The 18,478-nt window shown below is 62.1% G+C and carries 19 protein-coding genes; 6 read left to right on the top strand and 13 right to left on the bottom strand.

Going from position 1 to position 18,478, the window contains the following annotated elements; translation table 11 throughout:
* The first annotated feature begins 22 nt into the window (after window positions 1–22).
* Both purF and LPJGGPFB_RS08340 read left to right on the top strand, forming a co-directional pair.
* On the top strand, window positions 23–1,513 hold the full coding sequence (purF, locus tag LPJGGPFB_RS08345; RefSeq protein WP_173419548.1) for an amidophosphoribosyltransferase: 1,491 nt from the start codon (window positions 23–25) through the stop codon (window positions 1,511–1,513).
* A 12-nt stretch (window positions 1,514–1,525) separates the two neighbouring features.
* Entirely contained in the window at window positions 1,526–2,266 is a 741-nt protein-coding gene (locus LPJGGPFB_RS08340; RefSeq protein ID WP_173419547.1) for an SDR family NAD(P)-dependent oxidoreductase, read from the top strand.
* Between the two features lie 76 nt (window positions 2,267–2,342).
* On the opposite strand, the gene pssA is transcribed toward LPJGGPFB_RS08340, so the two are convergent.
* The 4 genes from pssA to LPJGGPFB_RS08320 form a co-directional block, all read right to left on the bottom strand.
* On the bottom strand, window positions 2,343–3,215 hold the full coding sequence (pssA, locus tag LPJGGPFB_RS08335; protein WP_173419546.1) for a CDP-diacylglycerol--serine O-phosphatidyltransferase: 873 nt from the start codon (window positions 3,213–3,215) through the stop codon (window positions 2,343–2,345).
* 10 nt (window positions 3,216–3,225) lie between these two features.
* Complete coding sequence (locus LPJGGPFB_RS08330) at window positions 3,226–3,924, bottom strand: phosphatidylserine decarboxylase (protein WP_173419545.1); 699 nt, start codon at window positions 3,922–3,924, stop codon at window positions 3,226–3,228.
* 113 nt (window positions 3,925–4,037) lie between these two features.
* Window positions 4,038–5,948 carry an ABCB family ABC transporter ATP-binding protein/permease gene (locus tag LPJGGPFB_RS08325; RefSeq protein ID WP_173419544.1) on the bottom strand — a complete coding sequence of 637 codons (1,911 nt, stop codon included), beginning with the start codon at window positions 5,946–5,948 and terminating at the stop codon, window positions 4,038–4,040.
* A gap of 195 nt (window positions 5,949–6,143) precedes the next feature.
* Window positions 6,144–7,940: a LysM peptidoglycan-binding domain-containing protein gene (locus LPJGGPFB_RS08320; protein WP_173419543.1), complete on the bottom strand. Its 1,797-nt coding sequence runs from the start codon at window positions 7,938–7,940 to the stop codon at window positions 6,144–6,146.
* A 243-nt stretch (window positions 7,941–8,183) separates the two neighbouring features.
* On the opposite strand from LPJGGPFB_RS08320, the gene LPJGGPFB_RS08315 reads away from it, so the two are divergent.
* The gene (locus LPJGGPFB_RS08315) at window positions 8,184–8,804 is read left to right on the top strand and encodes an LOG family protein (RefSeq protein WP_173419542.1); all 621 of its coding nucleotides are present in this window, start codon (window positions 8,184–8,186) and stop codon (window positions 8,802–8,804) included.
* 73 nt (window positions 8,805–8,877) lie between these two features.
* Here LPJGGPFB_RS08315 and rarD read toward each other — a convergent pair whose 3' ends face one another.
* From rarD to cysS, 8 genes are all read right to left on the bottom strand, one after another.
* Window positions 8,878–9,816: an EamA family transporter RarD gene (gene rarD, locus LPJGGPFB_RS08310; RefSeq protein WP_173419541.1), complete on the bottom strand. Its 939-nt coding sequence runs from the start codon at window positions 9,814–9,816 to the stop codon at window positions 8,878–8,880.
* 230 nt (window positions 9,817–10,046) lie between these two features.
* The gene (gene cimA, locus LPJGGPFB_RS08305) at window positions 10,047–11,663 is read right to left on the bottom strand and encodes a citramalate synthase (protein ID WP_173419540.1); all 1,617 of its coding nucleotides are present in this window, start codon (window positions 11,661–11,663) and stop codon (window positions 10,047–10,049) included.
* 26 nt (window positions 11,664–11,689) lie between these two features.
* Window positions 11,690–12,652 carry a prolyl aminopeptidase gene (gene pip / locus LPJGGPFB_RS08300; protein ID WP_173420997.1) on the bottom strand — a complete coding sequence of 321 codons (963 nt, stop codon included), beginning with the start codon at window positions 12,650–12,652 and terminating at the stop codon, window positions 11,690–11,692.
* On the bottom strand, window positions 12,652–13,152 hold the full coding sequence (locus LPJGGPFB_RS08295; protein ID WP_173419539.1) for a GFA family protein: 501 nt from the start codon (window positions 13,150–13,152) through the stop codon (window positions 12,652–12,654). Before LPJGGPFB_RS08295 ends, pip begins: the two co-directional genes overlap by 1 nt.
* Complete coding sequence (locus tag LPJGGPFB_RS08290) at window positions 13,149–13,625, bottom strand: GFA family protein (protein ID WP_173419538.1); 477 nt, start codon at window positions 13,623–13,625, stop codon at window positions 13,149–13,151. The genes LPJGGPFB_RS08295 and LPJGGPFB_RS08290 overlap by 4 nt, the downstream gene beginning before the upstream one ends.
* Entirely contained in the window at window positions 13,622–14,113 is a 492-nt protein-coding gene (locus LPJGGPFB_RS08285; protein WP_173419537.1) for a GFA family protein, read from the bottom strand. Before LPJGGPFB_RS08285 ends, LPJGGPFB_RS08290 begins: the two co-directional genes overlap by 4 nt.
* Window positions 14,110–14,505 carry a VOC family protein gene (locus LPJGGPFB_RS08280; protein WP_173419536.1) on the bottom strand — a complete coding sequence of 132 codons (396 nt, stop codon included), beginning with the start codon at window positions 14,503–14,505 and terminating at the stop codon, window positions 14,110–14,112. Before LPJGGPFB_RS08280 ends, LPJGGPFB_RS08285 begins: the two co-directional genes overlap by 4 nt.
* A gap of 111 nt (window positions 14,506–14,616) precedes the next feature.
* Window positions 14,617–16,008: a cysteine--tRNA ligase gene (gene cysS, locus LPJGGPFB_RS08275; RefSeq protein WP_173419535.1), complete on the bottom strand. Its 1,392-nt coding sequence runs from the start codon at window positions 16,006–16,008 to the stop codon at window positions 14,617–14,619.
* A gap of 377 nt (window positions 16,009–16,385) precedes the next feature.
* On the opposite strand from cysS, the gene LPJGGPFB_RS08270 reads away from it, so the two are divergent.
* Window positions 16,386–16,574 carry a hypothetical protein gene (locus LPJGGPFB_RS08270; protein ID WP_173418166.1) on the top strand — a complete coding sequence of 63 codons (189 nt, stop codon included), beginning with the start codon at window positions 16,386–16,388 and terminating at the stop codon, window positions 16,572–16,574.
* Window positions 16,575–16,587: 13 nt separating this feature from the next.
* Here LPJGGPFB_RS08270 and LPJGGPFB_RS08265 read toward each other — a convergent pair whose 3' ends face one another.
* Window positions 16,588–17,367 carry an SOS response-associated peptidase gene (locus LPJGGPFB_RS08265; protein WP_173420996.1) on the bottom strand — a complete coding sequence of 260 codons (780 nt, stop codon included), beginning with the start codon at window positions 17,365–17,367 and terminating at the stop codon, window positions 16,588–16,590.
* A gap of 58 nt (window positions 17,368–17,425) precedes the next feature.
* On the opposite strand from LPJGGPFB_RS08265, the gene LPJGGPFB_RS08260 reads away from it, so the two are divergent.
* A complete protein-coding gene (locus tag LPJGGPFB_RS08260) occupies window positions 17,426–17,896 on the top strand; it encodes an NUDIX hydrolase (RefSeq protein ID WP_173420995.1) in 471 nt (156 codons plus the stop codon).
* Window positions 17,896–18,348 (top strand): TIGR02301 family protein, encoded by a 453-nt coding sequence (locus LPJGGPFB_RS08255; protein ID WP_173420994.1) that lies wholly within the window; start codon window positions 17,896–17,898, stop codon window positions 18,346–18,348. The genes LPJGGPFB_RS08260 and LPJGGPFB_RS08255 overlap by 1 nt, the downstream gene beginning before the upstream one ends.
* The last annotated feature ends 130 nt before the right edge of the window (window positions 18,349–18,478 follow it).

The raw sequence follows: 18,478 nt of genomic DNA, 5'->3' as shown, positions 1-18,478 counted from the left end.
GCACGGAGCAAAGGCGACTGTGATGACCGATCTGAGATCCAAGGAAATCCATGACGAAATCGATGGCGACACCCTGCACGAAGAGTGCGGCGTGTTCGGCATCCTGGGGCATCCGGATGCCGCCGCGCTGACGGCGCTTGGCCTGCACGCGCTCCAGCATCGCGGCCAGGAGGCCGCCGGTATCGTCACCTTCGACGGCAAGCAGTTCTGCACGGAAAAGCGCATGGGCCTTGTCGGCGACCACTACACCGACCCCGCGACCCTGGCAAAGCTCCCGGGCTTCATGTCCATCGGCCACACGCGCTACTCGACAACAGGCGAAGTGGCGTTGCGCAACGTCCAGCCGCTGTTTGCCGAGTTGCATGAAGGTGGTATCGCAATCGCCCATAACGGCAACTTTACCAACGGGCTGACGCTGCGCCGCCAGATCATCTCGGATGGTGCCATCTGTCAGTCGACCTCCGATACCGAAGTCGTCCTTCACCTCATCGCCCGCTCGAAGCACGCTTCGACCACCGACCGCTTCGCGGATGCGATTGCGCAGGTCGAAGGTGGCTACTCGATGCTGGCGCTGACCCGCACCAAGCTGATTGCCGCCCGTGACCCGCACGGCATCCGTCCGCTCGTCATGGGCGAACTCGATGGCAAGCCGATCTTCTGCTCGGAAACCTGCGCACTCGATATCATCGGCGCCAAGTTCGTGCGCGACGTCGAGAATGGCGAAATCATCATCTGCGAGATCCAGGCCGACGGCTCGATCTCGATCGATGCCCGCAAGCCTGTCGCCCCGCAACCGGAGCGGCTCTGCCTGTTCGAATACGTCTACTTCGCCCGTCCGGATTCCGTCGTCGGCGGCCGCAACGTCTATGTCGCGCGCAAGAACATGGGCCAAAATCTCGCCAAGGAAGCGCCTGTCGAAGCCGATGTCGTCGTGCCGGTTCCCGATGGCGGCACGCCCGCTGCGATCGGCTACGCGCAGCAGAGCGGCATCCCCTTCGAACTCGGCATCATCCGCAACCATTATGTCGGCCGCACCTTCATCGAGCCGACGCAGCAGATCCGCGCATTCGGCGTCAAGCTGAAGCACTCGGCCAACCGTGCGATGATCGAGGGCAAGCGCGTCGTGCTCGTCGACGATTCGATCGTTCGTGGCACCACCTCGGTCAAGATCGTGCAGATGATCCGCGATGCCGGCGCACGCGAAGTGCATGTGCGCGTTGCCAGCCCGATGATCTTCCACCCCGATTTCTACGGCATCGACACACCGGATCGCGACAAGCTGCTCGCCAACCAGCACGCCGACCTTGCCTCCATGTGCCGCTTCATCGGTGCGGACTCGCTCGAGTTCCTGTCGATCGACGGGCTTTACGAGGCCGTCGGCGGCGTCAAGCGCGATCCCAAGGCACCGCAGTTTACCGACCACTATTTCACCGGGGACTATCCGACCCGCCTTCTCGACCAGGAAGGCGCCAGCAATGTCCGCAAACTCTCGGTTCTCGCCAGCAACGGATAATCAGACAATAAAATGACGATCAATTTGAAAGACCGGGTCGCCGTCGTCACCGGCGCATCGCGCGGTATCGGCTATTTCACGGCCCTCGAACTCGCCAAGGCTGGCGCCCATGTCGTCGCCTGCGCCCGCACCGTCGGCGGCCTCGAGGAACTCGACGACGCCATCAAGGCTGTCGGCGGCTCGGCCACGCTCGTTCCCTTCGATCTCGCCGACATGGCTGCGATCGACAAGCTCGGCGGCGCGATCAACGAGCGCTGGGGCAAGCTCGACATCATGGTTGCCAATGCCGGCGTGCTCGGCACGATCTCGCCGATCGGCCATGTCGAGGCCAAGGTGTTCGACAAGGTGATGACCATCAACGTCAACGCCACCTGGCGCCTGATCCGCACGCTTGAGCCGTTGCTGATCAAGTCCGACGCCGGACGCGCGCTCATTCTCTCGTCAAGCGCTGCCCACAAGTGCAAGCCGTTCTGGGGCCCCTACTCCGCCTCGAAGGCCGCAGTCGAGGCACTCGCGCGCACCTGGGCCGCAGAGACGCAGCGGCTGCCGCTGCGCATCCTCAGCGTCGATCCTGGCGCCACCCGCACCGCCATGCGCGCACAGGCGATGCCTGGAGAGGACCCGGAAACCGTGCCGCATCCGTCCGAAGTCGCGGCTCAGCTTCTGCCGCTGGTCGGCCCAGACCAGACCGAAACCGGCAAGCTCTATATCGTTCGCGAAAACAAGATCGTCGACTACCGCCTGCCGGAGTAATGGCTGCCACAAACCCGGAATCAAAAAGGCCACCGTGTTTCCACGGTGGCCTTTATGTTTGTGCGGCCGCTCAGGCTTAGTCCTTGTCGCCCGGCAGTCCGTCACCGCCGTGGGCGGGATGGGCGGGCCAGTCGCCGCCATACTTGCGCTGCCACGAGCGCGCGCCGAACGGCAGCGTGATCAGATAACCGAGGGCGGTCACCGCCATCGTCTCCCATGTGTAGGTCATCAGCGTCGCGACATAGAACACGACGATGAGAATGACCGGCAACACGAGATCGCGGCGCACGCGGCTTTCCGACTTGCCCGACCAGACCGGCAGACGGCTGACGAGCAGGAAGGCAATCAGCACGGTGTAACCCGATGCGATCAGCGCCATGGTGCGCTCAGGCGCCAGGCCGAGCAGGCCGAGATAGACCGGCAGCAGCACCAGCATGGCGCCTGCCGGTGCCGGTACGCCGACAAAGTACTCCGACTGCCACGCCGCTTTGGACTGGCGCTCGGCCATGACGTTGAAGCGCGCCAGCCGCAGGCCGCAGGCGATCGCGTAGACCAACGCCGCGATCCAGCCGATCGAGCGGGCCTGATCGAGGATGAAGACGTAGAGAACCAGCGCCGGTGCAACGCCGAAGTTGATGATATCGGCAAGCGAATCCATCTGGCCGCCGAAGTTCGACGTTGCCTTCAAAAGACGGGCGACGCGGCCGTCGATGCCGTCGAGAAAGGCCGCAAGCAACACCATGGCGACGGCGAGTTCGATGCGGTTTTCAAACGCAAGCCTGATGCCGGAGAGACCCGCGCAGATCGCGAGCACGGTGATCATGTTCGGGATCATCAGGCGCAGCGGTATCTCGCGCAGCCGCGGGCCGCGGCCGGTGTCGTTGGAACCATTCGCCTCGTCCGCCACTTTCGGCGGTTCGGCTGGGTTTTCCTGTTGAGGACCTTCCATAGGGTCTCCTTTATGCGCGACGGCTGATGACCGGGCCCTTGGACGAGCCGAATTCGGCCAGCACGGTTTCACCGGCAATCGCGGTCTGGCCGAGGCTGACGCGCGGTTCGACACCTTCCGGCAGGAAGACGTCAAGGCGCGAGCCGAACCGGATGAGGCCAAAACGCTCGCCGGCGTCGAGCGAGGCGTTTTCATACTTCCAGCACATGATGCGGCGGGCAACGAGGCCGGCGATCTGCACCACGCCGATGGCGCCGTGCTTCGTCTGGATGACGAGACCGTTGCGTTCATTCTCGTGGCTGGCCTTGTCGAGCTCGGCGTTGACGAACTTGCCGGCGCGATAGGCGATGCGGCTGATGGTGCCGGCCATCGGCGCACGGTTCACATGGCAGTTGAAGACATTCATGAAAACAGAGATGCGCAGCATCGGCTCTGAACCGAGACCCAGTTCTTCCGGCGGCGTCACCATGGCGATCGACGACACGCGGCCATCGGCCGGGCTGATCACCAGATCGTCGTCGATCGGCGTCATGCGCTCGGGATCGCGGAAGAAATAGGCGCACCAGGCGGTGAGCAGGAAGCCGATCCACATCAACGGCTCCCACAGGAAGCCCAGCGCCAGCGACACGACGAAGAAGATCGCGATGAAGCGATAGCCTTCCTTGTGCACCGGGACCAGCGTGTTGCGCACCGTATTGACCAAGCTCATGAACTCTACTCCAGATTTGCTGTGGAACGTGACCTAGCGCGAAATGCCGCCTACGGCAACGCCGCCCGCCCGACAGCGACAATACGCGTCGTGATCAGCCAATGGGCATGCCGTCATAAGGCCGGCTCGCCACGCGTGACGATGCCCAGATCATCGCTCTCGCGTACACGCTTCAATTGTTCTTCCGCCTGGGTCGCCTCACGCTGGCGGCTCCACATGGAAGCATAAAGTCCGCTGCGATCGATCAGTTCCCCGTGCGTGCCTCGCTCGGCGATGACGCCATCCTTCAGCACGATGATCTCGTCGGCATTGATCACCGTCGAAAGCCGATGGGCGATGACCAGCGTCGTGCGGTTGCGCGATACGACATCGAGCGCCGACTGGATTTCCTGTTCGGTGCGGGTGTCGAGCGCCGAGGTTGCCTCATCGAGAATGAGGATCGGCGGCGCCTTCAGGATCGTACGGGCGATGGCGACACGCTGCTTTTCGCCGCCGGAGAGCTTCAAGCCCCGTTCGCCGACCATTGCCTGGAAGCCTTCGGGAAGCGATTGGATGAAGGTGGCGATCTGTGCCGCCTCGGCCGCAGCCACGACCTCCTCCTCGGTCGCCGAAACGCGCCCGTAGCGAATATTGTAGGCGATGGTGTCGTTGAACAGTACCGTATCCTGCGGCACCATGCCGATGACCGCACGCAGGCTCTTCTGTGTCACATCGCGCACATCCTGCCCGTCGACGGTGATCGTGCCCTGCTGCACGTCGTAGAAGCGATAGAGAAGTCGCGACAGCGTTGATTTGCCGGCGCCAGAAGGGCCGACGACGGCAACGGTCTTGCCGGCCGGAACCTCGAACGAAATGCCCTTGAGGATCGGCCGCTTCGGATCATAGGCGAAGTGAACGTCGTTGAAGGCGATTGCCCCGTTGGCAATGGCAAGCTGACGCGCATCCGGGCGGTCGACCACTTCGGCTTCCACGTCGAGCAGATCGAACATGTGTTCGATGTCGGTCAGGCCCTGACGGATCTCGCGATAGACGAAACCGATGAAATTGAGCGGAATGGCCAGCTGGATCAGCATGGCGTTGATGAAGACGAAGTCGCCGAGGGTCTGTTCACCGCGCTGCACCGCAAGCGCGGACATGATCATCATGACGGCGGTGCCCGCACCAAAGATCATCGCCTGGCCGAAGTTGAGCCAGCCGAGCGAGGTCCAGACCTGGGTCGCGGCTTTCTCATAGCGCTCCATCGATCTGTCGAAGCGCTTGGCTTCCATCTCTTCGTTGCCGAAATATTTGACGGTCTCGAAGTTCAGGAGCGAGTCGATCGCCTTGGTATTGGCGTCGGTGTCGCTGTCGTTCATCGAGCGGCGGATGGCGATGCGCCAGTCGCTCGCCTTGACGGTGAACCAGATATAGAGACAAACGGTGATGCCAGTGACCAGCAGGTAGCTGAAACCGTAGCCCCACCAGAAGATCACCGCGGTCAGCAGGAATTCGATCAGGGTCGGAACGCTGTTCAGGATGGTGAAGCGGACGATCGTTTCGATGCCCTTGGTGCCGCGCTCGATCACCCGGGACAGGCCGCCGGTGCGCCGCTCCAGATGGAAGCGCAACGACAGCTGGTGCATGTGCACGAAGGTCTTGTAGGCGAGTTGTCGAACCGCATGCTGGCCGACGCTGGCAAACAGCGCGTCACGCAGCTGGTTGAGCCCCGCCTGCAGCAGGCGCGCGAGGTTATAGGCAAGCACGAGCATGACCGCACCGCCGAGGAACTGCGGCAGAAAGCCCAGCGCATCCGGCTTGTTGTTCAGCGCATCCGTCGCCCATTTGAAGAAATAGGGAACGAGGATCAGCACGACCTTGGCAATCACCAGAATGATCGTCGCCCAGACGACCCGCAGCTTCAGATCGGCTCTATCCGAAGGCCACATATAGGGCCACAGGTTAACGATGGTCCGAAACGGGTTGCTCGTATCGGCGGAAATCGTCTTCGTCTGGTTCGCAGGTGCCACGTCTTGATCCGCTTTCATTCATTCGCTCACGCTGACGGACTGTCGGGCCATCATCGCCGCGCAATTATGGCTTGGCGCCCTAACCTTGGAAAAGGTCATCGGGCCCCATCGTCGCCATCCAATGAAAAGCGGCGCCTCGTTGAAGGCGCCGCCTTGGTTGACAGATAGGTCTGCGTCGACACCACGGCAATGCAACGGGTATCGATGATCAGCCTATTGTTCGTGTTTCATGTGCTTCTTGTGAATTTCCCGTGACTCTTCATCGGAAAGTGCCTGGTCAGGAACGCCGAAGACCTGACCTGGACGGATCCGATCGGGATTTTCGATCTGTTCCTGGTTGGCGAGGTAGATCGTGGTGTAGCGAACGCCCGCACCATAGACGCGCCGCGAGATCTGCCAGAGCGTATCGCCGCGGCGGATGATGACCGAGTTCTTGCTTTCCTTCAGCGGCGCCTGCTCCACCGTTTCCGGCTGGGCCGGGCTTTCCGTGGTAGCCATCGAAGGCTGCGCAGCCGCGACGTCATTGGCAATCGAGCTACCGGCACCCTTGACCTTCGACGCACCGGAAGCCTCGGCGACCTCGCCCGACACGGCCGGTTCGGCCGCGGCGGTCACCGCCGGCGTTGCGCTGCCGCGCTCGGCGAGGATGGCGCCGACCGATGCCTCGACCTTGCCAAGTGCCGCTGCGACACTCGGGGCATCCTGCGGAGCATCCTTCAGCACGGCCAGCGCGTCGGCTGCAGCCTTCGCCGTCCGGGCGACTTCATCAGCCAACGCCTGATCGGAATTGTCAGTGAGCCTGAAATCGGCCAGCGACTTCAGGGCAAATTCGCTTGCAGAACGGGCTGCGGCCAGCTGCTCGCCCGTCGGCACCTTGCCGTCGGCGAACAGTCCCTTCAAGAGCGCGAGCGCCTTGCCGGCCTCCGCTCGCAAGCCATCGAGCCCGGCCGTTGCGGCGGCCGAAACCGGACCGGCAACGGCTGCGACTTGGGCACCTGCCGGCCGGTCAAACGGTACGGATGCGCGCATTACAACCTTGCTTGCGTCTTCGCTCAGCATGTCGGCGCGTATGATGTGGCTGCCAACCGAAAGCTCGATCTGGCCGTCGACGACAAAGTGGCCTTTGTCGTCGGCCTTCATTTCACCGAGCAGTTTGTCGTCTGCATAGATGCGAACCAGAGCGCCGGGCTTCGCACTACCGGCGACGAACATCTTCGCGCCTTCGATCTCGACGGCGGTCACCTGCAGCCCCGCGGCCCCACTCGGCTTTGCCGTGTTGGCGCTAGCATCGTTCGTCGTTTGCGGCGTTGCCGACGCCACGTCGGCAGGTGTCGCGGCAGCCGGCTGCGAGGCGGGCGTGTCGGTCGTCTGCGTGGCACTCCCAAGAGCGTCGGGCGTGGTGAGCAGGCGGCTGGCTTCGCCTGGCTTGGAGACCATGGCAAGCAGTTGGCCGGTCGCATCCTTCGGTACGGAAACCGTCGCGACCTCTTGCGAAGTCTTGGCAACGCCGTCTTCTCCGACGGCGCGCAAGGTCAGCTGGTAGTCGCCGGCCGGAAGCGGTGTGTCAAAGACGGCGGCAAAGTCGCCGGTCACGCCGACGTCGGCCGTTCCGACGACGGTGGTGCCGTTGAGAATCTCGAGCTTGGAGCCTGGTGCGGCATGGCCGGCAACAACGGTCGATCCATCAGGCTCGACGCGCAGAACGTCAAAACCGGGAATGGACGCGTCCGCGGCGGGAGGCTTCGCTTCAGCAGTGCTTGCGACCGGTTGCGGCTCCGCCACCTTTGCGGCGTCATCGGACTTCGCGGCAGTCTCGGTGCTTGCGGCCGGAGTGGGTTGAGGTCCTCCGGTCGACAATGCCGCGTCACCGGTTTGGGCCGGAGCACTTGCCGTGCCATCGGCTGACGCTTCCTTGCCGCCACGCAAATTCGGTTGAACTACAAAAACCATCAACGCTGTTGCTGCCGCAAGGACAGTAAGGGCCACCCAGCCGGCCTTGTTCTTGATCATGCCACTCTCCACAGGAGCGGAGCTAAGCTCCGCGCATGCCCTCTCATCGGCCTAAGGCGCGGGGCTTGCGCAATCATTATAGCGCAACTGCGAGCTACCCGCCCAATTTCTTCAATCGATCCCTGAAATTGCTAGCGATTCCTAGTGTAGCAGACAAGAAGCCGCCCCTTCCGCAAGTGCCGTGAACTAAGCTTTCCCCTCATTTTTCTTGACCCTTGCTGCGCTGCAATGTTTTTTGACCGGATGAACACTGAAACAGGCACGATTCGATCCATCTGCGTCTACTGCGGCTCACAGCCCGGACGCGACCCGATTTACATGGAAGCCGGCCGCGCGCTCGGCCGCTCGATCGCCGACCATGGCCTCAGGCTGGTCTATGGCGGCGGCACCCGGGGCATCATGGGAGCGGTCGCAAGCGGCGTGCTTTCCAATGGCGGCGAGGTCACCGGCATCATCCCCGAGTTCCTGATGGACAAGGAAGCGACACGCCATTCGCTCGGCCAGCTCAACGAGCTGATCGTCACGGCCGACATGCACGAGCGCAAGCACACCATGTTCGAGCGGGCCGACGCGTTCGTGGCACTGCCGGGCGGTATCGGCACGCTTGAAGAGATTGTCGAGATCATGACCTGGGCGCAGCTCGGGCGTCACCGCAAGCCGATGGTCTTCGGCAATATGAACGACTTCTGGAAGCCGATGCTGGACCTCTTGCAGCATATGCGCGACGAAGGCTTCGTGCACACCGCCCACCTCGTCCAGCCGCTCGTCGTCGAGCGGGCCGAGGACATCGTGCCGGCAATTCTCGCGGCGGCTGGCGGTGCAAACGGTCGCGAAGGCGAAGCCGAGATAATCTCTCGCCTCTAGGCCCCGACTATCTCCCCTAAAACCAAAAAGGCGCGCCTGCTGGGCGCGCCTTTTTTATGCTTGCCGCAATCGCCTATTCAGCCGGGCTGACCTGTTCGGCCCGACGGGCGCGGCTTTGTGCCAGCATGGCGCCGGAATAGATGACGAGGGCCGCCCAGATCAGCGCGAAGGCGATCAGCTTTGCTGTTCCAAAGGGCTCGTGGAAGACGAAGACGGCGATCAGGAAGATCATCGTCGGCGCAATGTATTGCATGATGCCGATGGTCGACAGCCGCAGCAGCTTGGCGCCGTTGGCATAGATCATCAGCGGAATGGCGGTGACGATGCCGCAGGACAACAGCCACAGCACGTCCGTCATACCGGTATCGCCGAAATGCCCCTGGCCGGTCGTTTCGAGCCAGATGATGTAGCCGATCGCCGGAATGCTGAGCAGCAGAACTTCGAGGAAGAAGCCCTGGTTCGGCCCGATCGGCAACGTCTTGCGGAAGAAGGCGTAGAAGCCCCAGGAGAGGCAGAGCCCGATCGACACCCAGGGTAGACCGCCGGCATCGAAGGCAAGCACGGCAACGGCGGCTGCCGCCAGTGCGATCGCGACCATCTGTGCCGGGCTCGGCTTTTCCTTCAGAAGCAGTGCACCGAGGAAAATCGAAAACAGCGGATTGATGTAGTAGCCGAGCGCGGTCTCGATCGCCCGACCCGCACCGATCGCCCAGACATAAATGCCCCAGTTGATGGTGATGAGTACGGCCGTCAGAGCCGCCATGCGCAGCATCCTCGGTGAGCGAAGCGCGACCTTGACGTCTTCCGTGCGCCCGAGCCAGACGAGCACGAGACCTGCGAGCGGAACCGACCAGACGATACGGTGCGCCACCACTTCCGGCGCCGGGATATGGGCGATCGCCTTCATGAAGAAAGGCAGGAATCCCCAGAGCAGATAGGCCGTCAGCGCAAAGGCGAAGCCTTGAGCGGAATCGGTGTTTTCTGCGGGTACTTTCGCGTTCGGCTCGGCCATGGTGTTTTTCCTGGTGTATTCGCCGGAGGCTATCGTGGCGTTGACGCCCGCTCCGGTCGCAATCGAAGGCGTAGCCTCAGCGACTAACGAACCCTTCCGTAGGGCGTCGTACTCCAATGCCCCTCAATGCACCAATTCATTTCCGTGAACGGATGGTGAATTTTGCTCATACTTTGGGCAGGAGCGGGCCGCCATGAACGCCCCTTGCCCTTTTCGCTCGGAACGACGCGTTATTCGGCGGCGATCAGCCCGACATGATCACGGTTCTTCAGGAGCTTGAAGATGATACTGTCCATTAGCGCCTGGAACGAGGCGTCGATGATGTTGTCGGAGACCCCCACCGTCCACCAGCGCGCGCCCGTGCCATCGGTCGATTCGATCAGAACGCGGGTGATCGCCTCGGTCCCGCCGTTGAGGATACGAACCTTGTAGTCCGCAAGCTCCAGGTCCTCGATTTCGGACTGGTACTTGCCGAGATCCTTGCGCAGCGCCAGATCGAGCGCGTTGACCGGGCCGTGGCCCTCGGCAACCGACATCATGGTCTCGCCATCGACAATGACCCGAACCACCGCTTCCGATACGGTCTTCAGGTGACCGTTCGCGTCGAAGCGGCGCTCGACCATCACCCGGAAACTTTCGACGTGGAAGAAATCCGGCACTGTTCCAAGGATGCGGCTTGCCAGCAGTGCGAAGCTCGCGTCGGCACCTTCATAGGCATAGCCGGTCGCCTCGCGTTCCTTGACGATCGCGATCAGCTTGTCGAGCTTGGGATCGTCCTTGCTCACAACGATGCCGCGGCGCTTCAAGGCGTTGATGAAGTTCGCCTTGCCGCCCTGGTCCGACACCATGACCTTGCGCAGATTGCCGACGCTTTCGGGAGCAATATGCTCATAGGTGCGCGGATCCTTCAGGAGCGCCGAGGCATGAATGCCGGCCTTGGTGGCGAACGCCGAGGCACCAACATAAGGCGCCTGCATGTCGGGCGAACGGTTCAACAGCTCATCGAAGGCATGCGAGAGCTTGGTCAGCTCCAACAGACGGTCGGCATCGATCGCCGTTTCGAACCGGCTCGAATAGATTTCCTTCAGCGCCAAGGTCGGGATCAGCGTCACCAGATTGGCGTTGCCGCAGCGCTCGCCAATGCCGTTCAGCGTCCCCTGGATCTGGCGGACGCCGGCCTCGACGGCTGCAAGCGAATTGGCAATCGCCTGGCCTGTGTCGTTATGGGCGTGGATGCCGAGATTGGCGCCAGGCACGCCAGCCGCGATGACAGCCGAGACGATCTCGCGCACTTCATGCGGCTGCGTGCCGCCATTGGTATCGCACAGCACGATCCAGCGCGCACCGGCTTCGAACGCTGCCTTGGCGCAGGCGAGTGCATAGGCGGGGTTCGCCTTGTAGCCGTCGAAGAAATGCTCGCAGTCGACCATCGCCTCGCGGCCGGCCCCGACGACGGCTGCGACCGACAGGCTGATGTTGTCGAGATTTTCCTCGTTGGTACAGCCGAGCGCCACGGCCACGTGATAATCCCAGCTCTTGGCCACGAGACAGATCGCATCGCTCTTTGCTTCGAGCAGGGCGGCAAGGCCCGGATCGTTCGAGGCGGAAACGCCGGCGCGCTTGGTCATGCCGAAGGCGACGAAGGACGCCTTCTTCGTGCGACGGCGCTTGAAGAACTCGGTGTCGGTTGGGTTCGCTCCGGGATAACCGCCTTCGACATAGTCCATGCCGAAATCGTCGAGCAATGCGCTAATCGCGATCTTGTCCTCGACGGAAAAGTCGATGCCGGGCGTCTGTTGCCCGTCCCGTAGCGTCGTGTCGAAGAGATAGATGCGTTCCCTGGTCATGGCTCGTTTCCAATAATGCTCAGTCGTTACTCGGTCTTGCCTGCATATGTGTCCGTCGCGCGGATCAGCCGGTCGAGGATACCGGGCTCGGAATAGGCGTGCCCTGCCCCCTCGATCAGGTGGAACTCGGCTTCCGGCCAGGCCTTGTGCAATTGCCAGGCATATTTCGCCGGGCATGGCATGTCGTAGCGTCCCTGGATGATGACGCCGGGAATGCCGTGCAGACGATGGGCGTCGCGCAGCAATTGCCCGTCCTCCATCCAGCCGGCATTGACGAAGAAATGGTTCTCGATGCGGGCGAAGGCATCGGCGAACTCGTCCTCCTCGAAGCGGCCGCTGGTCGACAGTTCCGGAAGCAGCGTAATCGTCTCGCCTTCCCAGATGCTCCAGCTCTTGGCCGCCGCAAGCCGCGTCGCCCTGTTATCGCTGGTCAGACGCCGGTGGTAGGCATGCATCATCTCGTGGCGCTCGTTCTCCGGGATCGGCGCGATGAAGCGCTCCCATTTATCCGGAAACATTTCCGAGACACCGAACTGATAGTACCAGTCGAGCTCTGCCTTGGTGAGCGTATAGATCCCGCGCAGCACCAGTTCGGTGACGCGCTCGGGGTGCTTCTCCGCATAGGCGATCGCCAGCGTCGATCCCCAGGAGCCGCCGAACACCAGCCACCTCTCAACGCCGGCGATCTGACGCAGACGTTCGATATCGGCGACGAGGTGCCACGTGGTATTGGCTTCGATCTCCGCATGCGGCGTCGACTTGCCACAACCGCGCTGGTCGAACAGCGTCACGTCGTAGAGCACCGGGTCGAACAGCCGGCGATGGTTCGGCGAGATCGTGCCACCGGGACCGCCATGCAGGAACACGGCCGGCTTGGCACCTGGGGTGCCCACCCGTTCCCAATAGACCGAATGACCGTCGCCGACGTCGAGTTGGCCCGACGCATAGGGTTCGATCTCAGGGTAAAGCGTACGCAATTCAGCAGTCATCATCTGTCTTTCATCGGTGGCCAGTGCACCGTGTCGTAATCGGGATGCTGGCGGTTGGTTTCGAGCACGAGCAGATGTCGGGTGGCCGACAGTTCGCTGCCGTCGTCGCTCTGCCGTTCGGGAAGCTTCGCCAGCCGCGAAAACCAGACCATGCGCGATTCCACGCCCGACTGATAAACCGGCGGCAAGTCGTCCGGATCGTCGAGTGAACCGAGCACGATGTTGAGGAAATCCTCGTCCGGCATGTCATAGAACAGCGGCGTTCCGCAATCGTGGCAGAAGCCGCGGCGCACCAGATGCGAGGAGCGGAACCAAGAGGGTTGCCCGCGGGTGATGTCGAAATTGTCGCGGGCGATGTTGGCGAGCGGCATGAAGTAGTTGCCGGACGCCTTCTGGCACATGCGACAGTGACAGATATGCGCATCCGCCAGCACGCCTTCGGCGCGGTAGCGAACCGCTCCGCACTGGCAGCCGCCGGTAAAGATGCGCGCAATCGTCATTTGAACACTCCAGGCTCGTGCCACTGCTCAGTCTCGTGATCGGGATGCTGGAAGGAGATTATGCTCTCCTGCCGGCTATAGAAATCCGGATCCGTCAGCGCCGGCTGGTCGAATATAGTCTCGACCCAGGGAAGCCGCGAAGCGTAGTTGACCTGGATTTGCGGCGCCAGATCACTGCGATCGTCGAAGGTGCCGATGGCAATCTCCAGGCCGCCGGGATGGCGATAGATCATCGGCGTGCCGCACTTCGCGCAGAAGCCGCGATCGATATTGACCGAGGACTGGAAATAGCTCGGGGCGTCTCGGGTCCATTCGACGCCGTCCTTCGGCGCCGTCACCAGCGCGGAAAAGAAAGAGCCGAACTGCTTCTGGCACATGCGGCAATGGCAGATCGACGGACGGCCGAGCTGACCGCGGATGCGGAAGCGCACAGCACCGCATTGGCACCCGCCTGTTCGAACAGTCTCCGTCATTTCTTGTCCTCCGGGGGCCAGGTTTCAGTGTCATGATCGGGATGCTGGTAGGAAACGAGATCGGCAAGGAATGACACCGCCTCGGCATCGGCCATCGTCTCTTCTCCCGGAAGCTCGGGAACCTTGTCGACATAGGGCAGCTTGGCCTCGATGCCCCACTGGATCGTCGGCACGATGCCCTGCGGCTCGTCGAAGGCGGCGATCGCCAGCGCCATGCCGTCGGGCGCCTCGTAGGTCAGCGGCGTGCCACAATCGCCACAGAACCCGCGCCAACCAAAATTGGACGACTGGAAGCGTTTGCGTTCGCCGCGTGTCCAGGTGACGGTTGCGCCGCGCACCGACACCAGCGGCAGGTAGAAGTTTCCGCTCGCCTTCTGGCACATGCGGCAATGGCAGACGGACGCGTCGCCAAGAACGCCCTCGACACGGAAGCGCACGGCACCGCACTGGCAGCCGCCGGTGTAATGCGGCCTGTTGTCGAGGCTCATCGCGAGGTCTCCTCAGGCGGGGCATGGCAGACCGCCTCGATATTGTTGCCGTCGGGATCGAAGACGAAGGCGCCATAATAATCCGGGTGGTAATGCGGGCGCAGGCCCGGCTTGCCGTTGTCGCGGCCGCCGGCGGCAAGAGCCGCCTCATAAAAGGCATCGACTTCGCTACGGCTGCGCGCCGTGAAGGCATAGTGCCGGCCAGGGCCGGCAGCGGCCTCATGCAGCCAGAAGACCGGGCGTTCGCGGCCATAGCCGCCGACCTTGACGCCGCCAGTATGCTCCGGCGGCACCATCATCAGGAGCGATGCTCCCAGAGGTGCGAATGCGCTGTCGTAGAACGATTTCGCCCGGTCGAAATCCGCGACCGAAATGCCAGTATGATCGATCATTGCACGAACTCCTCCCTCATCGCCGTTGCTTCACACCGCCATGCCGCGATCGCCGTTCCCTGCCCTAACACCCAGTGGTCACTGACGAGGGCAAGGAATGGCGGACGTATTTCATCGCTTGACGTCCCAGGTTGTCACGCGTTCGCCGGTCGCCGGGTCCTTGCCGTCCTTGAGCTGGATGCCCTGAGCCAGCAGATCGTCGCGGATCCTGTCGGCAGCGGCGAAATCCTTGGCTTTGAGCAATTCCAGACGCGCCCGCACGCGGCCATCGACTTCGTGAACGACGGCTTCGTCGAGTTCGACCGCCTGCGGCACGATGCCGAGCAGTGACGCGCTTGCAGCAAAGCTGCCCTTGAACGCCGGATCACCAGCCGCCTTCTGCGCCAGTGCATGCAGCGCCTGGACAGCCGCCACCGTGTTCAAGTCATCCGACAGCGCTGTGACGATCGCTGGGTCGACCTCGCCCTTGGCGTCGCCCGGCACCGGCCATTTCGACAGCAGATGCTCGGCCTCTTCCAGCCGCTTGATCGAAAAGTCGATCGGCTCGCGGTAATGGGTCATCAGCATGGCAAGGCGCAACACGTCGCCCGGCCATTTCCGGCCGCCGAACTTTTCGGTGTGCAGCAACTCATAGATGGTGACGAAGTTGCCTTCGGACTTCGACATCTTGCGGCCTTCGACCTGCAGGAAGCCGTTGTGCATCCAGACATTCGCCATCACATCCGTGCCGTGAGCGCAACGCGACTGGGCGATCTCGTTTTCGTGGTGCGGGAAGATGAGGTCGAGCCCGCCGCCGTGGATATCGAAAACCTCGCCGAGGTAACGCCCGCTCATGGCCGAGCACTCGATGTGCCAGCCCGGACGGCCCCTGCCCCAAGGGCTGTCCCAGCCGGGTTCGTGATCGGCCGAAAGTTTCCAGAGCACGAAATCGCCGGGATGCTTCTTGTGCGCCTCGACGGCGACGCGGGCACCGGCCTGCTGCTCGTCGAGATTGCGCTTGGAAAGTTGCCCGTAGTCCGGCATCGACTTGGTATCGAACAGCACCTCGCCGCCGGCCTTATAGGCATGGCCCTTGGCGATCAGCTTGTCGATGATGTCGATCATCTGCGGAATGTTGTCCGTCGCGCGCGGCTGCACGTCAGGGTCAAGGCAACCGAGTGACTTGGCATCTTCGAGGAATTGCGTCTCGGTCTTCTCGGTCACATGCCGGATCGCCTCGTTCAGCGGCAGGCCGGGATAGTCGCGCAACGCCCGCGCGTTGATCTTGTCATCGACGTCGGTGATGTTGCGAACATAGGTGACCTTCTGCTCGCTGTAGACATGGCGAAGCAGCCGGAACAGGATATCGAAGACGATGACCGGACGCGCATTGCCGATATGGGCATAGTCGTAGACGGTCGGGCCGCAGACATACATGCGGACATTGTCGGGATCGATCGGTTTGAAATCGACCTTCTCCCGTGTCAGCGTGTTGTACAGCTTAAGTGTCGGCACTCCGCCCATTCCAAATCTCCAATACGCATGCAACCGTCAGAAATACGGCGCCCGGGAGGCCCGCGCGTTTGTCATCTTGGATTTCGGGAGACGAAAACGGCCAGGCCAGCGGAGCGCTAGCGAATAATCTTCCGGCAGATAATGCAGGTAACCGTTTTCATGGGCTCACTTATCGCGCTTCGCATGGCGTCGGTCAAGTGGTCAGCGGCCTGCGAAGCACAGCCGACTATCAAGACGCTGGCATGGTCATGGATTTGTCATGATTTGGCTTATCTGGGATCGCCACGCGGGAAGGAGATTCGCGGCGCAGTTTGGCCCTGCGCCATGATTCCTGTCTCCGGAGAAGCCGAGGAGGAGCATCGTTGTGGTTTACACAAGCGACAACGATGAGTTTCCGGTCCAGGGAAAGCATCAAGGAGTGCATGCACGTGAAGGCCGCCAAGACCACCGATATCGCCAAGACATCCGCAGATCTCGTTCAACAGTATCGCCCGCTCGGCCTGAAAGCCGTGCTTGCCGCTGCACTGCAGATAAAGGCAAAACCCGCGGCCAAGCTGAAGAAGCAGCCCGCCTGAGGACTGACCGGCATCAGAACAGGGACATTTGCCCGTCGTCGGGCTTGTCCCCGTTCTTGTCGTTCTTTGCCGGCACCTTCGGCACCACCTGCGGGACGACCGCTTCCTGAATATCCGGCCCGGCATTCGCCACCTTGTTGACCTTGTCGGAAACGGGGATCGCCTCGAAATAATCTTCCGGTGCCGGCACCATCAGATCGAGGACGTCGCGCGGTTCCTGGGTCTTGCAGTCCAGCCAGCGTGCAAAATCTTCCGGCTGAATGACCACAGGCATGCGGTCGTGAATGGGTGCGATTGCCGGATTGGCGCTCGTCGTCAGCACTGCGCCGGTGTCGACCTCGGAACCGTCTGGGGAAGACCACGTCTCCATCAGGCCGGCAAAGGCAACGATACCGCCCTTGCGCGGGCGGATCCAGTAGGCCTGTGATGCCTCACCGCTGCCCTTGGCGGGACGATGCCATTCGTAGAAGCCGGACGCCGGGACGAGCACGCGACGGTGGCGCATCGCCGCGCGAAAAGACGCCTTCTCGATCGCCGTCTCGGCGCGGGCATTGATCAGAAGTGGAAAATCCCTGGGGTCCTTGACCCAGCCGGGCGTAAAGCCCCAGCGAACCAGAAGCGCTCTGCGCTCAGGCAGGTTGCTGCCGGGCCCGCCGCCATCAGCTGCCACGACGACGATGATCGGCTGCGTGGGCGCAATATTGAAGCGCGCCGGAAAGTCATCGCTTTCCAGCAGGCCGAACAGTTCGATCAATTCTTCCGGCGTCGCCGTCAGCGCAAAACGTCCGCACATGACATGGATGTGGCACTTCACGTAGGATGGGTCAACGATACCGATCGAAATTGATTCCATCATGCCGAAGTCACCCGAACTCGCCTCCTCCGTCATTCTCGAACGCGATGGCCGTTACCTCTTGGTGCGACGTGCCAATCCGCCTTCGGCTGACATGTACGCGTTTCCGGGCGGCCGCGCCGAGCCGGGTGAAACGCCGGAAGAGACGGCCTTGCGCGAATTGCTGGAAGAGACCGGCATTCGTGCCTGCAATCCCGCCCTGTTCGAAACTTACGACCTGCCGGGCAAGGAATCGGAGGGACGCCATTTCTTCCTCTCCGTCTTCAGAGCGCAGGCGGACGCAACCGCGGTCGCGATCGCAAGCGACGACGCGGCCGGGCTTGGCTGGTTCACGCCGGACGAGATCTTCGCGCTTCCCATCCCTGACAGCGTTCGCGAATGCGTGGAAAAACTGGTGGCCGACGCCGTGACAAACGCAAAGACTGGCGTGCGCCTTGAAACAGCCGTCGATTCGGACTTGATGGGATGATGACATTCGGCCCTACGATCATCCGCCTGACCGTGACGACCCTCGTGCTCGCCACGGCCACGGCCACTGCCGCGCAGAAAACGGCGGCACCGCCGCAGGACAAGGCGCAGGTGCAAGCACCCGCGCCCGTTGTCGTCGAAGAAAAACCGACTCCCTACGACCAACGGCTGATTCGCCTCGCCGAGGTCCTTGGATCGGTCCACTATTTGCGCAATCTCTGCGTCAAGGAGCCCGAAGACGTCTGGCGGCGCTCGATGCAGGCTTTGATCGACAAGGAAACGGCCAATGAGGCCAAAAGGCGCGAGAGGATGACCGCCGCCTTCAACCGCGGGTATCGTACCTTTGCCTCTGTTTACACGACTTGCACACAGCCGGCGATCGTCGCCGAACATCGATATCGTGCCGAAGGAGCAACACTTGCGTCAGAAATCGTCGCCCGCTTTGGAAATTAGCAATAAATTAACCTCTTTTCTCACGACCCCGTGTCGTTTCGGGAAAAGGCTGCTAATTTCGTTAAGAGAGTGGTAAGAAGTGACAACCGGGTCACGGTCGTTCAGTTGAGGTTCAGCGGAACGACGTTAA

This window comes from Ensifer adhaerens (genome assembly GCF_013283195.1).
GTDB classification, from domain to species: Bacteria; Pseudomonadota; Alphaproteobacteria; order Rhizobiales; family Rhizobiaceae; genus Ensifer; species Ensifer adhaerens_G.
The sequence above is the reverse complement of the archived record's forward strand: the minus strand, read 5'-3'. Positions and strand labels throughout refer to the sequence as shown.

Excerpts from the sequence above, each read along its gene's own strand:
- purF (WP_173419548.1), top strand. The coding sequence starts at position 23 with ATGACCGATCTGAGATCCAAGGAAATCCATGACGAAATCGATGGCGAC.
- LPJGGPFB_RS08340 (WP_173419547.1), top strand. The coding sequence starts at position 1,526 with ATGACGATCAATTTGAAAGACCGGGTCGCCGTCGTCACCGGCGCATCG.
- pssA (WP_173419546.1), bottom strand. The coding sequence starts at position 3,215 with ATGGAAGGTCCTCAACAGGAAAACCCAGCCGAACCGCCGAAAGTGGCG.
- LPJGGPFB_RS08330 (WP_173419545.1), bottom strand. The coding sequence starts at position 3,924 with ATGAGCTTGGTCAATACGGTGCGCAACACGCTGGTCCCGGTGCACAAG.
- LPJGGPFB_RS08325 (WP_173419544.1), bottom strand. The coding sequence starts at position 5,948 with ATGAAAGCGGATCAAGACGTGGCACCTGCGAACCAGACGAAGACGATT.
- LPJGGPFB_RS08320 (WP_173419543.1), bottom strand. The coding sequence starts at position 7,940 with ATGATCAAGAACAAGGCCGGCTGGGTGGCCCTTACTGTCCTTGCGGCA.
- LPJGGPFB_RS08315 (WP_173419542.1), top strand. The coding sequence starts at position 8,184 with ATGAACACTGAAACAGGCACGATTCGATCCATCTGCGTCTACTGCGGC.
- rarD (WP_173419541.1), bottom strand. The coding sequence starts at position 9,816 with ATGGCCGAGCCGAACGCGAAAGTACCCGCAGAAAACACCGATTCCGCT.
- cimA (WP_173419540.1), bottom strand. The coding sequence starts at position 11,663 with ATGACCAGGGAACGCATCTATCTCTTCGACACGACGCTACGGGACGGG.
- pip (WP_173420997.1), bottom strand. The coding sequence starts at position 12,652 with ATGACTGCTGAATTGCGTACGCTTTACCCTGAGATCGAACCCTATGCG.
- LPJGGPFB_RS08295 (WP_173419539.1), bottom strand. The coding sequence starts at position 13,152 with ATGACGATTGCGCGCATCTTTACCGGCGGCTGCCAGTGCGGAGCGGTT.
- LPJGGPFB_RS08290 (WP_173419538.1), bottom strand. The coding sequence starts at position 13,625 with ATGACGGAGACTGTTCGAACAGGCGGGTGCCAATGCGGTGCTGTGCGC.
- LPJGGPFB_RS08285 (WP_173419537.1), bottom strand. The coding sequence starts at position 14,113 with ATGAGCCTCGACAACAGGCCGCATTACACCGGCGGCTGCCAGTGCGGT.
- LPJGGPFB_RS08280 (WP_173419536.1), bottom strand. The coding sequence starts at position 14,505 with ATGATCGATCATACTGGCATTTCGGTCGCGGATTTCGACCGGGCGAAA.
- cysS (WP_173419535.1), bottom strand. The coding sequence starts at position 16,008 with ATGGGCGGAGTGCCGACACTTAAGCTGTACAACACGCTGACACGGGAG.
- LPJGGPFB_RS08270 (WP_173418166.1), top strand. The coding sequence starts at position 16,386 with ATGAGTTTCCGGTCCAGGGAAAGCATCAAGGAGTGCATGCACGTGAAG.
- LPJGGPFB_RS08265 (WP_173420996.1), bottom strand. The coding sequence starts at position 17,367 with ATGTGCGGACGTTTTGCGCTGACGGCGACGCCGGAAGAATTGATCGAA.
- LPJGGPFB_RS08255 (WP_173420994.1), top strand. The coding sequence starts at position 17,896 with ATGACATTCGGCCCTACGATCATCCGCCTGACCGTGACGACCCTCGTG.